A 16,012-nucleotide genomic window follows, 5' to 3' on the forward strand; every position below is an offset into this window, starting at 1 on the left:
AAAGTTTGTCTAACTTTATTGGGTCAGATCATATGTCAGCTGCTTTTTGTTAATTCTTCATTCGAGGGTCCAGTGCGTCTCTAAGACCATCCCCCATTAAGTTAAACCCTAGAACCGTCAACATGATCGCAAGTCCAGGGAAAATCATTGTCCATGGAGCTTGAATCAGGAAGGTTCTAGCATCCGCTAGCATTTTTCCCCATTCAGGGTTTGGTGCCTCTGCTCCAAGTCCTAGGAAACCTAATGCTGCTGCCTCAATTATAGCCGTCGCTATTGCTAATGTTCCTTGGACAATTATAGGAGCCATACTATTTGGCAACACATGATGAAATAATATTCGAGAGTCCTTCATTCCCACTGCTTTTGCTGCCATAATATATTCCTCCTGCTTAACCGTTAATACTCTTGAACGTATTAACCGACCAAAGTTTGGAATATTGATAATAGCAATGGCAATCAATGCATTGCGTAAAGAAGGACCAAGTACAGCAACGATGGCAATTGCTAGTAAAATACTTGGGAAAGCAAGCATAATATCAAATGTTCTTGAGATAATTGTATCGACCCATTTGCCATAATACCCCGCTATAATTCCCAGTAGACAGCCTACTACTATAGAGCCTAAAACCGCTAAAAAACCGACCCATAATGAAATTCTTGCCCCATATACGACTCTTGAAAATATATCGCGACCAAAGTCATCTGTTCCAAACCAATGATCACTAGATGGAGGTAACAGGCGGTTAGACAGCATTTGCTCCTTAAACGTATAAGGTGCAATTAGAGGTGCAAATATCGCAATAAAAATAAAAAATATAACAATTAACGCCCCAATAACGGCAAGCTTATTCTTTTTAAAGCTGTTCCATGCTTCTAGCCAGGGGGAGACAACCTTCTCGTCTGTCTCAATTATAGGCTGGTCATTTTTTTGTGTAGAAAGTTCCATTGGTATATCCCTCCCTTCAATTAATGGTACTTAATTCGAGGATCAATCGCTGCATATAATAAGTCAATGATTAAATTAATCATGACAAATATAAAAGCAATAACTAGCACTCCAGACTGCACAACTGGATAGTCACGATAACCAATCGCCTCGTATATATAGCGGCCAATACCCGGCCAACTAAATATCGTTTCAGTAAGGATCGCTCCACCTAATAATAAACCCGTTTGTAAACCTATAATGGTTAAGACTGGAATAATGGCATTCTTTAGCGAATGCTTGTACACAACCCAAAACATCTTTAATCCTTTTGCACGTGCTGTACGGATAAAGTCTGAACGCATGACCTCAAGCATGGTAGAACGAGTAATTCTTGCGATGATTGCCATCGGAATTGTTGCTAAAGCCAAACTAGGGAGTACAAGGTGTTTAATGACCTCAACAAGCTGGTCAGTTCTTCCTTGGATGATGGTATCGATGATATAAATATTAGTAATCGCTGTAACCGGATTCCTAACTTCCTCCCTGCCAGAGGTTGGTAGCCAATCAAGATTAATAGCAAACACCCATTGTTCCATTAGTCCAAGCCAAAAAATCGGCATCGAAACACCAATTAAAGCCAATACCATGGCAACATAATCAAACCATGAATTTTGGAACCATGCACTGATGATTCCAGCATTAACGCCAATCACTACTGCCACGAACATCGCGCAGAACGAGAGCTCGATGGTTGCCATTAAATAAGGGACCATTTCTTCTGAAATAGGCGCTTTTGTTCTAAGTGATTCACCAAGATCCCCTGTTAACAAATTTCCTACATAATGAAAATATTGAACGAACCATGGCTGATCGAGTCCTAACTGTTTTGTTAAGGCCTCAACAGCCTCTTTTGTTGCAAGCTGACCTAGAATTAACTGAGCAGGATCACCTGGGATTGCTCGAATCATAAAAAAGACCACTAATGATAACCCAAGTAGAACTGGAATTAAGGAAAATATCCGTTTAACTGTATAAGTAAGCATAGTCCACCTCGCTTCAATTTAGGGTGAGTAGAGTGAAAAAAGGGAGCGAAACTCCACTCCCTTTTCCTCATTCTTATTTGAATTCAACCGTTGAAAGGACATCAGAACCAGTTGGATGCGGAAGGAAGCCAGTAATATTCGCTTTTCCTGCTAAAGCTGGTTGTGAGTGTACAAGTGGAATCCATGGAGCATCTTCTTTAATTAATACTTGTGCTTCTTTATAAAGCTTTTCACGTTCGGCTTGGTCAGCAGTAGTTTGCGCTGCTACTAACAGGTCGTGAACCTCTTGGTTTTGGTAGTATGAGTAGTTATTGCTTCCAATGCTGTCTTGGTCAAGTAACACATATAAGAAGTTATCTGCATCACCATTATCACCTGTCCAGCCAAGTAGGAAGGTATCTGCTTCTCCAAGGCGTGCCTTGTCTAAGTAAGTACCCCACTCATAAGTTACGATTTTTGCCTTTACACCGATAGCTTCAAAGTTTGCTTGTAATGCTTCTGCAACTTTTTGACCATCTGGCATATATGGTCTTGCTACAGGCATTGCCCATAGTTCCATTTCAAAGCCGTTTTCATAGCCAGCTTCTTTTAAAAGTTCCTTCGCTTTTTCAGGATCATACTCATAATCAACTACATCATCATTGTATCCAGCAACAACTGGAGGCATTGGATTCTTCGCTGGCTCAGCAGCTCCAGCATAGAATGCATCGATAAGAGCTTCTTTGTCTACTGCATAGTTAAGCGCTTGACGAACTAATTTTTCCTTCAATGGACCACGTGTACTTGTAAGTCCAAGATAAGCAACGTTTAAAGAAGGACGGTAGAATGTTTGTAAATCTGCATTCGCTTCAACCGTTCCAACATCAGAGAAGTTTACACCATCAATAAGATCTACTTCACCTGAAGATAAAGCATTTAAACGTGCAGAGTTATCAGGAATCGCACGGAAAATAACTTGGTTAAGCTTTGGTAATCCTTCTTGCCAGTATTCTTCGTTCTTAACAATTGTAATTCTGTCGTTACGCTTCCATTCCTTGAATACGAATGGACCCGTACCCACTGGATTTTCTAAAAACTTGTCACCATGCTCTTCAATTGCAGCAGGGCTCGCAATTGCAAATGGGCTCATCGCTAAGTTTTTATAGAATGGTGCTAGTGGGGAATTTAGAACAAATTCAACCGTGTAGTCATCTACCACTTTCACTTCTTTAATTCGATCACCGAATTGAGAGTTATAGTAGTAGTATTGTTCTTTGTCACCACTTGCCCAGCGGTCGAAGTTAAACTTAACAGCTTCCGCGTTAAAGTCTGTTCCATCATGGAACTTAATACCTTCACGTAGCTTTAATGTATAAGTTAAGCCGTCTTCACTATTCGTCCACTCCGTTGCTAATCCTGGAGCAAGTTCTGTATCTTGTTCTCCAAATTCAATCAACGTTTCAAAAATGTTCTTTGTTACTTTAAATGATTCACCGTCAGTAGCAGTAGCTGGGTCTAGTGAGACCGAGTCTCCACCACGTCCAAAAACTAATGTATCAACCGAAGCTTCCTCGCTTCCAGAACCTTCTCCTTCTGAAGAAGACTCATTAGCTGTGTTCTTGCTACATCCGACCAATGCTAATGAAAGCATGAGGATAAAAGCAAGAAACATAAGACTAGTACGCTTTTTCAATGTTTTTCCCCCTCTTAATTTGAGAGTTTACTACTCTCTTTTTGTCATTTATCATCCATGCTCATGCCACTTAATAAAGGTGACATGCAGCAAAGTGACCAGGTTCGATTTCTTTCATTTCAGGTCTTGTTGTTTTACAAATATCCATGCAATCCCTACAGCGTGTATGAAACGCACATCCCAGAGGCGGATTAGATGGGCTTGGAAGATCTCCACTTAAGAGCTCTCGATCCTTTTTCACATCAGGGTCAGGAATGGGAATGGAATCAAGTAAAGCCTTCGTGTAAGGGTGGAGAGGGTTTTCGTAAAGCTTTTCTGATTCAGTAATCTCTACTAATCTACCTAAATACATAACTCCCACTCGATCACTAATATGCTTGACTACTCCAAGATCATGAGCAATAAAGATATATGTTAAACCAAATTCCTTTTGCAAGTCTTCCAGTAGGTTCAACACCTGCGACTGAATGGAAACATCAAGAGCTGAAACAGGTTCATCTGCTATAATAAGCTTTGGTTTAGTCATTAATGCTCGAGCAATCCCTATCCGTTGCCTTTGCCCACCGCTAAATTGGTGGGGATATCGCTTTGCATGATAGCTGCTCAAACCAACAACCTCTAGCATTTCTCTTACTCTTCTTTTTCGCTCCTCCTTATCGCCAATTCCATGGACAATAAGCGGCTCTTCTAGAATCTTTTCAACCGTATGTCGTGGATTTAAAGAAGCAAAAGGATCTTGAAAAACCATTTGAATTTCTTTTCTCATTTTTCTCATGGCATTTGAATTCAGACTAGTTAATTCCTGATCCTCAAAAACGACCTTTCCTTCTGTTGCCTCTAGCAAACGCATTAAAACACGGCCAGTCGTTGATTTTCCACAACCCGATTCACCAACAAGACCTAGCGTTTCTCCCTTTCGAACATAAAAACTAACATCATCGACTGCTTTAACATGGCCAACTGTTTTTCCAAACAAACCACCTGTGATAGGAAAATATTTTTTTAGATTATCAACTTTCAATAAAACTTCAGTCATGAGCAACATCTCCTTCATGGAGGAAGCATCTTACACTTTGACCATTTTCCAATTGATAGAGTTTCGGATCCTCTATATAACAACGATCAAGCACCTTATCACAGCGAGCAGAAAATCGACAGCCCTTTTGAATGGATCCAGGCTTCGGAACGTTTCCAGGAATTGAATAAAGCCGCTCCTTTTTCTCTCTAACATCTGGCACCGATTGTAAAAGTCCCACAGTGTATGGATGCTTTGGATTTTTAAAAATATCTCGTACTTCTGCTTCCTCAACAATTTTCCCCGCATACATAACGATGACTCGTTGACAAAGGTCTGCGACCACTCCAAGATCATGGGTAATCATAACGATTGCTGTATCTAGTTTTTCATTCAAGTCTTTCATTAACGCTAAAATTTGAGCCTGTATCGTTACATCTAATGCAGTTGTCGGCTCGTCGGCGATTAATAATCGTGGATGACAAGAAAGGGCCATCGCAATCATGACACGCTGTCTCATGCCACCCGATAGCTGATGAGGGTATTCATCGATTATTTGTTCTGCGCGAGGAAGTCCAACAAGCTTTAACATCTCGATCGCTTCAACTCGTGCTTCTCTTTTACTTATTTTCTTATGTATTCGAATTCCTTCTATCAATTGATTGCCTATTGTAAAAAGTGGATTAAGTGAAGTCATTGGTTCTTGGAAAATCATGGCGACTTCATTGCCTCTTATCTGACGCATTCTTTTTTCTGAAGCTTGAACTAGATTTTCACCATTTAACCAGATTTCACCATTTGTTATTTTTCCAGGTGGCTGGGGAATAAGCTTCATAATTGATAAGGATGTTACACTTTTTCCGCATCCTGATTCACCAACAATCCCAAGAATCTCTCCCTTATTTACAGAGAAGCTGATTTGGTCAACCGCAGGAATTTCTCCATCTCCTGAAAAAAAGGTCGTCTGAAGCTGTTTTACATCTAATACTGGAGTTTGACTCACAAAGTTACTCCTCTCTTACTGAATATTCAATTCATTCTTTTTTTTCATTTTATTCTATAAATACTGGTAAGTCTACAACTATTTCTCAACACTGTTAATTTTTAGAATAGTATAATAAGATAACTTTTATATACCCTATCTTCTTATCTTATGAGTTAGTCCTAACAGAAATGACAAAAAGCCCCCGAAGGTTTATTCCTCGGGGGTGTTGTTAATGCTCCAATTGTTGAATTTGAAATAATTTATAGTAATTTCCTTGTCTCTTCATAAGTTCTTCATGCTTCCCAATTTCAGAAATCTCACCATTCTCTATCAAGACTATTCGGTCTGCATGAGTAATAGTAGATAGTCGATGAGCAACGATAAAGGTCGTTCGATCCTTTGCTAGCTTTTCAAAGGCCTCTTGAATGAGTGCTTCACTCTCAAGATCAAGAGCGGAAGTGGCCTCATCCATCACTAGAATTGGTGGGTTTTTAATAAATACTCTTGCAATCGCGATCCGCTGCTTTTGTCCACCTGAAAGCTTGACGCCTCTTTCTCCAACCTTTGTTTCGTATCCTTCTGGTAGGTTCATGATAAATTCGTGAGCATTGGCTGCCTTAGCAGCTGCAATTACCTCTTCGTCTGAAGCTCCAGGTTTGGCTAGCAATATATTCTCTTTTACCGAATCACTAAATAAAATACTGTCTTGTAAAACCATTCCAATTTTATCTCTTAGTGATCGAACCTGGAACGAACGGATATCTTTTCCATCTAAATAAATGGCGCCGCCTGTGACATCATAAAACCTTGGAATTAAGCTAATTAACGAAGATTTTCCTCCACCACTCATACCAACAAGTGCAATGGTTTCTCCTTGGGTCACTTCAAGATTGACGTTTTTTAATATATCTTGTTCATCCTCATTATATCTAAAATACACATTCTGAAAATGAATGTTCCCAACGACATTTGTACATTCAACTGCATCAGAAGAATCGTCAATATCGTATTTTTCATCCACAAATTCAAACACGCGGTCCATGGAAGCAATAGATTGTGTCAATGTCGTAGAAGAATTAACCAATCTTCTAAGAGGATTATAAAGTCGATCAATATATGCGATAAAGGCAACCATTTCTCCGATTGATAGGTCCCCTTGAATTACTTGGTAACCCGAGAAGCCGATCACAATGAGCGGGGCGATGTCTGTAATCGTGTTGACAACCGCGAATGCTTTGGCATTCCATTTCGTATGGTCTAATGCTTTTGTTAGAAAATTTTTATTTTGCTTGTCAAAGCGTTCCTGCTCATAGTCTTCCACTGCAAAGCTCTTAATGACAGACATTCCTTGGACACGCTCAGTGAGAAAGCTTTGTACCTCAGCAAGAGCCTGAGACCTTCTTCTAGTTAGTCCACGTAAATTGCCGAAAAAATACTTTACTGAAAAGGCGTAAAAGGGAAACAACACGAGTGAAACAAGTGTTAACTTAACATCCATCGTCATCATCAAAATAATCGCTATTGCTATCGTAGCAACATCCAGCCATAAATTCATTAATCCCGTAATCACAAATGTTTTGGTTTGCTCCACGTCATTAATAACACGGGAGATTACTTCCCCTGCCTTTGTATTTGAATAATACTTAAAACTTAGCTTTTGAATATGAGTGTATAGCTCGTCTCTTATATCATACAATATTTTACTTGCAACCCATTGTGCATAGTATTGGCGATAGTACTCAATTGGTGGTCTAGCAACAACAAATATAACCATCATAATGGCCATAATCATAAATAGCTTGCTCGTTTTTTCTTCAACAGATAATGTATTATTACCAACGATATCATCTAGGACATATTTGATTAGTATCGGAATTAATAGTGGTATCACAAATTTAATAATTCCAATCACAATTGTCCCAATAATTTGTAGTCGATACGGTTTTACAAAGTGTAAATACCTTCGAATGCTACTCATCCTGCCTATCCTCCATTTCACTCTTACTCACATAAAGAAAAACCTGTTGCAACTAGTGACAACAGGCGTTTTTTTCCGTAAATTGATTACCGTCTGTATGTTAAATATCTTTCGTACCACGTATCAATGAAATCTGGTGCGAAAGGTCCTTTTCTTTGACGAATCCACCCAATAAGGTTGTCCACATTTGCACGAAGGATTTTATCAATGACCTCAGGGTAGTTCATCTCTATACGATGACGCTCGTACTCATCCTCGTCTAGTAAGTTAAATGTCATATCAGGAAACACTTTAATATCAAGGTCATAGTCAATGTATTTTAAAGCTTCCCCATCAAAAATAAAGGGTGAGCTTATGTTGCAATAATAATACACTCCATCTTCACGTATCATTCCGATTACATTAAACCAATATTGAGAGTGAAAATAACAAATGGCTGGCTCTCTAGTAATCCAGGTTCTTCCATCAGATTCTGTTACGATGGTACGGTCATTTCCACCAATGACTAATCCTTGCGTTCCCTTTAATACGGTAGTCTCTTCCCATACTCGATGGATGTGACCATTATGTTTGTAACTATGTATTTGGACCGGTTCACCTTCCATGGGTACGCCCATTTTTCTCCCTACTTTCATTATCCGAACGCTCCCGAAACCTAAAAATTTCTAAAATTATATATGTTTTCCTCAAAAGGTTACAAAGAACATTTCCTGTTTTCTACTATTATAACGGTAAAACATCGAATTTAAAACAAAGAGCCCTTGAAATTTCTCAAAGGCCTCTTAATTTACGTATAAAATTAGTTAAATTGTGATATTTTTTCCTCATCTATCTTCTTAATACTGTTTCTGCTTCCTGATAGGAGCGAATAAGCTCCTCCGTCTGCCTTTCGAAGATTTGATGAATCTCACGCAAATCCTGCTTCATTTGCTGGATTTCATCCTGAATGCTATCCAAATTTGCATGCTTTTGTAGCAGTCTCAGTTCTTCCTCAATTTCCTGACAGCGTTCAAGCTCTGTTTGTATGTATAGTAGCTTTTCCATTGTAGCCATTTGTTCACCAACTAATCGTGAAAAATCACTCACTTTGTCCACCGCCTTCTTTTTCGATATATATACTATTCGGTAATGGCGGAAACTTTCCTTTGACTAGTTATGTAGACGTATTAGAAGTTTTGTCGAATACGAGGTTTATCAAAGTTGGTCAAAATGCAACTTGTTTTAGCAGCAGTAGCCAAATGAGGACTTTTTCTCTTGCTGTTGAACATGTACTTTCTTCCCTAGGGACACTGTGGGCGTTCTCTCTTACCATTGTACCCGCGTTTACCCTCCAATGGGCACTGAGCGATGCTCTCTCTTACCATCGAACTTCCTTTTACTCTCCAACGGGCACTGACGGCCGTTCTCTCTTACCATTGTACCCGCGTTTACCCTCCAATGGGCACTGAGCTACGCTCTCTCTTACCAACGAACTTCCTTTTACTCTCCAGCGGGCACTGACGGCCGTTCTCTCTTACCATTGTACCCGCGTATACTCTCCAACGGGCACTGAGCTACGCTCTCTCTTACCATCGTACCCGTGTTTACTCTCCAACGGGCACTGAGCTACGCTCTCTCTTACCATCGAACTTCCTTTTACTCTCCAACGGGCACTGACGGCCATTCTCTCTTACCATTGTACCTCCGTTTACTCTCCAACGGGCACTGAGCTACGCTCTCTCTTACCATCGTACCTCTACTTTCTCTCCAACGGGCACTGACGGGTGTTCTCTCTTACCATTGTACCCGCGTTTACTCTCCAACGGGCACTGAGCGACGTTCTCTCTTACCTTCGTACCTCCGTTTACTTTACAACGGTCATTGAGACCTAAAAATAGTTGCAATGCACATAAAAAAATAAGGTGCTCTTTCCGAAGAAAAAGAGCACCTTATTGTGGTTATTATTAAGAGTTTTGGCCTTTACGAGACTCAGCTTGAGCGTTTTGTTGACGTACTTCTTGTACGTTTGTTTCACTAGCAAACTCAGTGCCGAATTGACCTTGTCCAGCTGATTGAGAACCTTGTCTAGCTGATTGTGCGTTTTGTTGACGTACTTCTTGTACGTTCGTTTCGCTTGCGAACTCAGTACCGAATTGACCTTGTCCAGCTGAAGCAGCGTTTTGTTGTCTCACTTCTTGAACGTTAGTTCCAGATTGAGTTCTGTTTGGTTGCTTTGCCATTGTAATCACCTCCACAGAAATTAATTTATCCAAGAGGTGACGAGTCTATCCTAAAGAATTTTTTTCCAATTTCATTAAACTAAGAGAGAAATTCCTCCGTCAACAATAATCGTTTGCCCGCGAATCATATCTGATCCATCGCTTAACAAGAACATGATCGTGTTAACCATATCATCGATTTCAACCATTCTCCCCGCAGGTGTTTTTTGTCTTGCTTCCTCCAGCATTTCCTCACGATTAGGAAAATGAAGGAGTGCCTCTGTATCAATCGCTCCACCTGAAACGGCATTTACTCGAATGTTTTTTGGTGCTAATTCTACAGCCAAATAACGTGTCAGTGCCTCCAAAGCTGCCTTTGATACACCAACGGTTGTGTAATTTTCCAAATAACGAATGGAACCTAGTGAACTAATGCTTACAATTTTCCCGCCACCATTCTTTTCCATCAGCTTTGCTGCTTCCTGTGCACAAAATAAAAGCGCCTTGCTATTGATATTCATCGTCCATTCCCAGTGAGATTCTTCTAACTCCATTGCGGGACGGAGAACACCAGAAGCAGCATTGCTTACAAATACATCAAGCCTTCCAAAATGCGCTTCAATTTCTTCAAACATGGTTCTAATTTTACTAACATCACCCACATTTGCTTTCACAACAAGTGCTTTTCTACCGAGAGCCTCAATTTCCCCCGCAGTGTCTAGCGCCGCTTTTTTGCTACGAGCGTAGTTAATGACAATATCGTATCCTTCTTTTGCTAATCGTAGGGCCGTTGCTTTTCCAATCCCTCTGCTACTTCCAGTTATTAGTGCTACTTTATTTGTCATATGTACATATCCCTTCACTTTCTGATAATTTAACTTTTATATGAATAGTTCACAAATAAGATTACCACAATACATCTATAAGAAAAATAGAGGATGTGTGAGACAATGTATGTAGGTCGAGATATGACTGAGCTCTCTATGATACCAAAAACGGAGTGGAAAAAAGAGGAGCTAGCTTTTTTCCATCACTCTCTTCAACAAATTATGCCTTATTTAAATTCAGAAGGTGTAACCATCCACCGAGAAATTATTAAGGAAATTGAAGAGCGTGGTGGGCTTCATCGAAACGAAGCAGATTGGACTCATGGGACAAGAGTTTCTTATGACTAATAGAAAAGCGGAAGAAGCTTGCTCAGGGGCGACAAGCATAAGGCGAAGTACGCAGGAAGGCCTGTCTTCTGGAGTACTTTGACTTATGACCAAGGAATAATGGCTCTAGATTATTCCATCGAGCCACTAGCTTCTGAAGCTGGACAAAGAAAAACGCCACAAACTTGTGGCGTTTACTCCTTTTTATAAAATTGACGCAGCATTTTCTGATGAGAAACTGGAAAGGCAAAGCTTTCTATTTCTTCTTTGGTTACAAGCTTTAAATGATCAGATGTTGTGATTGGTGCTAATAGAGTTCCTTCGTACACATTTACATTCCATACTAGATGAGAGAAGACATGTTCGATATGACCAACGAGCTCTCCGATACTACATTTGATCTCCAACTCTTTATCCAAATTCGATACTAACTGCTCTCTATCACCTAGAACGGGAAGATGGATTTCTACATTTGGAAACTGCCACAAATTTGCAAGCAATCCTGTTGATGGACGTTTTTGTATAACCGTTCGTCCATCCTCATCTTTCAGGATAACCGCTGCAAGTTGTACCTTCCGTTGTTTTTTCGCCTTCGTTTTAACGGGCAATTCATTTTGAGTCCCTTCCTCGAAGGCATGACAGTGGTCCCTAACCGGGCAAAGCAAACAGGATGGTGAAGTTGGTGTACATATCAATGCACCTAGCTCCATTAGGGCCTGGTTAAAATAAGATGGGTTATCGTGGGAAATAAAGGTACGAACAGCTTCTTCAAACACTTTTCTACTGGATGCTTTTGCAATATCTTCCCAAATAGATAGAATCCTTGAAAATACACGCATGACGTTCCCATCCACTGCTGGTTCAGGTACTCCATAGGCTATGGAAAGAATGGCTCCAGCCGTATAGGGACCAACACCTTTTAAGCTTGAGATTTCCTTTGGCGTATTAGGTACTTTTCCTCCATACTGCTCATGAACTTCCCGAACAGCTGATTGCAGATTACGAACCCGTGAGTAGTAACCTAACCCTTCCCAAGCCTTCAGTACTTTTTCTTCATCAGCATTAGATAGAGCCTCAATTGTCGGGAACTCTGTAATAAAACGGTTGAAATAGGGAATTACGGTTTCTACCCTAGTCTGTTGAAGCATAATTTCTGATACCCAGACTTTATAAGGATCTTGATCCTTCCGCCATGGCAAATCTCTCTGCTCTCTTTCAAACCAGCCTATCAAATCATTTTGAAATTCGTTTTTATTTATATTTGTTACATTTTTTAAAGAATTGGACATTTTTTTGCCTCCAAAAAGTTAAACAAGTACATACTAAGGGAATATAATGTTAGATAGCTTTTCCCATTAATTTTTTTCCCGAAATCTTTAAATTGGACAGTGAATACACTTAAATTATTACAACTACTTTAAAGTAACGATTTATCACTACTTTTACAAGATAATTATTGATAAAATTAAGATTAGAGTAGGATCAATTATTTCCTAAAAAGGAGGGAGATTCCTTTGGATACCGGTACACACGTAGTGATGGGATTAGCTTTAGGAGGACTTGCAACACTCGATCCCGTTGTAGCAGGCAGCTCCACAACAGCAACTAGTGTCATGATTGCTACTCTTGTTGGCTCACAAGCCCCTGATATTGACACAGTATTAAAGCTTAGAAACAATGCCGTTTATATTCGTAACCACCGTGGAATCACACACTCCATCCCAGCTGTATTGCTTTGGCCTTTAGCCATCACAGCTGTAATCTATCCGATTTTTCCAGATGCTAATTTACTCCATTTATGGCTTTGGACTTTTTTTGCTGTGTTCCTCCATGTATTCGTAGATATTTTCAATGCGTATGGAACACAAGCATTACGACCCTTTTCTTCTAAATGGGTGGCCCTAGGGGTTATCAATACATTTGATCCATTTATTTTTGCGATGCATATCGTCGGAATCCTTGCTTGGGCGTTTGGGGCACACCCTGGCTATACGTTTATTGGTGTATATGCCGTCTTAGTCGCCTACTATATTCTTCGATTTATTACACGACGCAAGGTTTACCATGAAGTAAAAAAGCTGGTCCCGGATGCAACAGACATCATTATCGCTCCAACAATGAAGTTTCATCAGTGGCGAATCGCTGTCATGAATAATAACCAATTCTTCGTTGGACGTGCCCATGATAACAAGGTGCGAATCCTGGACCAATTTAAACGAGTAGCTGTTCCTGAAACCCCGGTTCTTGAAGCAGCAAAGCTAGATAAAAACCTTTCAGCTTTCCTCTCCTTTTCACCTGTTTATCGATGGGAAGTGGATGAGTATGATACGTATTACGAAGTGCGCTTTATTGATTTGCGGTACCGAAGCAATGGTCATTATCCATTTGTGGCCGTTGTTCAGTTAGATCTTGATCTTAAAATCCTGTCCTCTTATACTGGTTGGATTTTTAGTGAGGAAAAGCTTCGTAAAAAGCTGGATATTATTCCTGGATAGCAAAAAGCGATGTCTCCCATGGACATCGCTTTTTTAATGTAAGTCATTCGGGTCTTGTTCTAGTAAATGCTTATATTTAGGGTTAGAAGCAACAAAGTCATGAAGCTTATCACCATAATAATCAATCCATTGCCGAACAATTCTTTCAGTCATTTCACTCCCACGGTAGGTGTAACCAGCCTTGGCTCTTGTCGTCTCAAAATCATCCCACAATAACTCGACCCAGGTTCGAGCCTGTCCAAATGAAAGTTTATCATTTTTCTCCAGCAATAATTCAATTAGTTTTTGTTGATAATGTTCCATTGATTTCACCTCTTTTCCAGTTATCGATACCATCCGATTAAAGCATACTAATAGTGCTTGATTATTTCATCACTCATTTTTGAGGAGGTAAAAGCGATGCGAAATAAAGCCAAGGATTTCCCTAACCAAAATGGAAATAAATTCCAAGGAGAACCACGGGCGAGACCTGAATTTGCTTCAAAAAGAGCGGATGGAACGATAAACACTCATCCACAAGAACGGATGAAAAATTCAAGTACTCGATGATAACAAATACTGGGAATCAGCCTGTCTGGTTCCCGCTATTCTTGAGCATCGAGATCGGTAATGCTTCTTCCTTTTGGCTCCCCGCTAATCGATACCCCCACGCAAACACTCCGTTTAAGTAATCAATTTTAAAATAGGCGCCTGGATCTCCTTCAATTTCATATATATCACCAGGCTTAAAATCAGTTGGATTTAATAAATAGGCTTTAGCCATTATCGCTTTTCTCTCTAATACAGCATATTCATTTACCATGCCTAACTGCTCTGCTTTCCTTGCCTTCTCATTAAGCTTAGTTATTTCTTGATGTAATTCAAACTCAGATAGTTCACTGTAACGTTTTTCTTTTTCCATCCCAACCACCTGCCTCTTAGGCTGTATTTTCGTATAGGTAATGGTACCATAATATTATTCCGGACGAAAGGAAGATACATATTGAAATCAGTTATTATTACGGGAGCAGGATCGGGTCTAGGTCGAGAGCTCGCCCTACAGTATGCAAATGAGGGTTACCACCTCATATTAGTTGGTAGAACAACAGAAACCTTAGAAGAAGTAAAAAAGTTGATTACGAATGCACATGTAATTGTTATGGATATCCGAAACAAACAGGAAGTTAACGAGAAAATGAAATCCATTTTCAAGGACTATGAAGTCATTGGACTTATTAACAATGCCGGGATTGGATACTTCGGTCCTTTTGAGCAAGTAAAGGAGTACGAGATAGAGGGGATGCTACATACGAATGTCCTCGGTACCATGTATATGACTCAAGCGGTTCTTCCAAGTATTTATGAATTAGAGGGAAGCTTTGTTATGAATATTATTTCGACCGCAGGGCTTCGCGGAAAAGTTCATGAGGCAGTCTATGTCGCAAGTAAGTTTGCCGTTCGGGGCTTGACCGAAAGCTTACAAAAGGAATACGAAGCAACACCCGTTCATATATCAGCAGTGTATATGGGTGGCATGAACACACCCTTTTGGAATCGTTCGCACCATGTGAAGGACCCCTCACGGTTCCGTTCGCCAAAAGAAGTGGCGAAGATTATTTTTTCACAAAGAGAAAAGGATTGTCTAGTAATCGAGTCCAAATAAGCTATTATTTGGACTCTAAATACCTGTTTATGGCTTCAATGGAAAAACCTTTCCGGTAAAGCGCCTGCTTCATTTTTTGCTGATATTCGTAGCCAGTAAACTTACTGTACTTTCGCTCTAACTTTTCTGCTTGATACCTTAATGACTCTAACTCCTCATCATCGCTAGTTGTTTCCATTTGTTCAAAAGCAATTTGGAAGACTTGTGAGCTAAAGCCTTTTCTAAAATGAAGCTGTTCCATCTTTTGTTTCATGATTTTCTGTGATTCTTGTTTGTTTTTCTTCATATATTTCTCACATAAAGCAATTGCCTTTTCAACCTGGAGTTCAAAGGGGAACTCTTCAATCGCCTCGGTAATATACTCTTCAGGAATTCCCTTTTCCTTAAGCTCACGTTTAATTAAGGATGGTCCTTTGTCAGTCGTATTCATTTGTGTTCTTACGTAAGCAAAAGCTAGCTGTTCATCATTTAAGAATTGGTATTCATTCAGCTTATGAATAACCTCCTGAATGATCACCTCATCCACTTCTTTTTCGGCTAAATGCTTTCTTACCTCAGTTTCCGTTCTCATCATTCGTGCTAAATAATTCACTGCTGTATTGTAAGCTTTTCGAATATCATCTGAAAACGATATTTCTGAAAAGAGTAGGTCATCAAGCACCATGCCTTTTTTTAGTCCGTGTTTAATTAATACATCTTCATCGACACTAAAACCATATTCTTCTCCTTTTCCGTTATCAAGGAAAATATTATAACGATCTGTCCGTTTTTTTTGAACGGTTATTTTTGTGATGGTTGGCATCTTTTATCACCTCTTTTAGTAATGTAGCACATTGTAAACGTAGGAATTGAAGGAAACCGTGTAGAATATACAATAAAGGATCCTTATAGGAGGAAAACTA

18 protein-coding genes are annotated in these 16,012 nt (G+C 39.8%); 4 read left to right on the plus strand and 14 right to left on the minus strand.

The window, feature by feature from the left end; genetic code table 11:
• Window positions 1-49: 49 nt before the first annotated feature.
• The 10 genes from BKO01S_RS16170 to fabL all read right to left on the minus strand — a co-directional run bounded on the left by BKO01S_RS16170 (window position 50) and on the right by fabL (window position 10,664).
• Window positions 50-946 carry an ABC transporter permease gene (locus tag BKO01S_RS16170; RefSeq protein ID WP_066056363.1) on the minus strand — a complete coding sequence of 299 codons (897 nt, stop codon included), beginning with the start codon at window positions 944-946 and terminating at the stop codon, window positions 50-52.
• A gap of 20 nt (window positions 947-966) precedes the next feature.
• Complete coding sequence (locus BKO01S_RS16175) at window positions 967-1,971, minus strand: ABC transporter permease (RefSeq protein ID WP_066056365.1); 1,005 nt, start codon at window positions 1,969-1,971, stop codon at window positions 967-969.
• A 73-nt stretch (window positions 1,972-2,044) separates the two neighbouring features.
• Entirely contained in the window at window positions 2,045-3,643 is a 1,599-nt protein-coding gene (locus tag BKO01S_RS16180) for an ABC transporter substrate-binding protein (RefSeq protein ID WP_066056369.1), read from the minus strand.
• 70 nt (window positions 3,644-3,713) lie between these two features.
• The gene (locus BKO01S_RS16185; RefSeq protein ID WP_066056373.1) at window positions 3,714-4,679 is read right to left on the minus strand and encodes an ABC transporter ATP-binding protein; all 966 of its coding nucleotides are present in this window, start codon (window positions 4,677-4,679) and stop codon (window positions 3,714-3,716) included.
• Window positions 4,672-5,661, minus strand: coding sequence for an ABC transporter ATP-binding protein (locus BKO01S_RS16190; RefSeq protein ID WP_066056376.1), 990 nt, complete (start codon window positions 5,659-5,661; stop codon window positions 4,672-4,674). Before BKO01S_RS16190 ends, BKO01S_RS16185 begins: the two co-directional genes overlap by 8 nt.
• Before the next feature lie 211 nt (window positions 5,662-5,872).
• Window positions 5,873-7,621, minus strand: a complete 1,749-nt coding sequence (locus tag BKO01S_RS16195) for an ABC transporter ATP-binding protein (RefSeq protein WP_066056378.1) — start codon at window positions 7,619-7,621, stop codon at window positions 5,873-5,875.
• 86 nt (window positions 7,622-7,707) lie between these two features.
• The gene (gene ntdP, locus BKO01S_RS16200) at window positions 7,708-8,238 is read right to left on the minus strand and encodes a nucleoside tri-diphosphate phosphatase (RefSeq protein WP_066056636.1); all 531 of its coding nucleotides are present in this window, start codon (window positions 8,236-8,238) and stop codon (window positions 7,708-7,710) included.
• A 211-nt stretch (window positions 8,239-8,449) separates the two neighbouring features.
• Entirely contained in the window at window positions 8,450-8,707 is a 258-nt protein-coding gene (locus BKO01S_RS16205) for a YgaB family protein (RefSeq protein WP_066056382.1), read from the minus strand.
• Between the two features lie 857 nt (window positions 8,708-9,564).
• Window positions 9,565-9,840 (minus strand): gamma-type small acid-soluble spore protein, encoded by a 276-nt coding sequence (locus BKO01S_RS16210; protein WP_066056385.1) that lies wholly within the window; start codon window positions 9,838-9,840, stop codon window positions 9,565-9,567.
• Between the two features lie 74 nt (window positions 9,841-9,914).
• Entirely contained in the window at window positions 9,915-10,664 is a 750-nt protein-coding gene (fabL, locus tag BKO01S_RS16215) for an enoyl-[acyl-carrier-protein] reductase FabL (RefSeq protein WP_066056388.1), read from the minus strand.
• A 105-nt stretch (window positions 10,665-10,769) separates the two neighbouring features.
• Between fabL and yfhS the strand changes: the two genes are divergently transcribed.
• Window positions 10,770-10,994: a mother cell protein YfhS gene (gene yfhS / locus BKO01S_RS16220; protein ID WP_066056389.1), complete on the plus strand. Its 225-nt coding sequence runs from the start codon at window positions 10,770-10,772 to the stop codon at window positions 10,992-10,994.
• Window positions 10,995-11,167: 173 nt separating this feature from the next.
• Here yfhS and mutY read toward each other — a convergent pair whose 3' ends face one another.
• Window positions 11,168-12,262 carry an A/G-specific adenine glycosylase gene (mutY, locus tag BKO01S_RS16225; protein WP_066056392.1) on the minus strand — a complete coding sequence of 365 codons (1,095 nt, stop codon included), beginning with the start codon at window positions 12,260-12,262 and terminating at the stop codon, window positions 11,168-11,170.
• Between the two features lie 225 nt (window positions 12,263-12,487).
• Here mutY and BKO01S_RS16230 point away from each other — a divergent pair, with 225 nt between their 5' ends.
• The gene (locus tag BKO01S_RS16230) at window positions 12,488-13,468 is read left to right on the plus strand and encodes a metal-dependent hydrolase (protein WP_066056395.1); all 981 of its coding nucleotides are present in this window, start codon (window positions 12,488-12,490) and stop codon (window positions 13,466-13,468) included.
• A 33-nt stretch (window positions 13,469-13,501) separates the two neighbouring features.
• On the opposite strand, the gene BKO01S_RS16235 is transcribed toward BKO01S_RS16230, so the two are convergent.
• A complete protein-coding gene (locus BKO01S_RS16235; protein ID WP_066056399.1) occupies window positions 13,502-13,771 on the minus strand; it encodes a YfhJ family protein in 270 nt (89 codons plus the stop codon).
• A gap of 96 nt (window positions 13,772-13,867) precedes the next feature.
• Between BKO01S_RS16235 and BKO01S_RS16240 the strand changes: the two genes are divergently transcribed.
• Complete coding sequence (locus BKO01S_RS16240) at window positions 13,868-14,017, plus strand: small, acid-soluble spore protein K (RefSeq protein WP_066056402.1); 150 nt, start codon at window positions 13,868-13,870, stop codon at window positions 14,015-14,017.
• 16 nt (window positions 14,018-14,033) lie between these two features.
• Here the strand turns inward: BKO01S_RS16240 and BKO01S_RS16245 are convergent, their stop codons facing one another.
• Window positions 14,034-14,369 carry a YfhH family protein gene (locus tag BKO01S_RS16245; RefSeq protein ID WP_066056405.1) on the minus strand — a complete coding sequence of 112 codons (336 nt, stop codon included), beginning with the start codon at window positions 14,367-14,369 and terminating at the stop codon, window positions 14,034-14,036.
• An 81-nt stretch (window positions 14,370-14,450) separates the two neighbouring features.
• On the opposite strand from BKO01S_RS16245, the gene BKO01S_RS16250 reads away from it, so the two are divergent.
• Window positions 14,451-15,110 carry an SDR family NAD(P)-dependent oxidoreductase gene (locus BKO01S_RS16250; RefSeq protein ID WP_066056407.1) on the plus strand — a complete coding sequence of 220 codons (660 nt, stop codon included), beginning with the start codon at window positions 14,451-14,453 and terminating at the stop codon, window positions 15,108-15,110.
• Between the two features lie 4 nt (window positions 15,111-15,114).
• Here the strand turns inward: BKO01S_RS16250 and recX are convergent, their stop codons facing one another.
• Window positions 15,115-15,912: a recombination regulator RecX gene (gene recX / locus BKO01S_RS16255; RefSeq protein WP_066056410.1), complete on the minus strand. Its 798-nt coding sequence runs from the start codon at window positions 15,910-15,912 to the stop codon at window positions 15,115-15,117.
• Window positions 15,913-16,012: the final 100 nt, after the last annotated feature.

The organism is Robertmurraya korlensis NBRC 107688, assembly GCF_001591645.1.
GTDB lineage: Bacteria > Bacillota > Bacilli > Bacillales > Cytobacillaceae > Robertmurraya_A.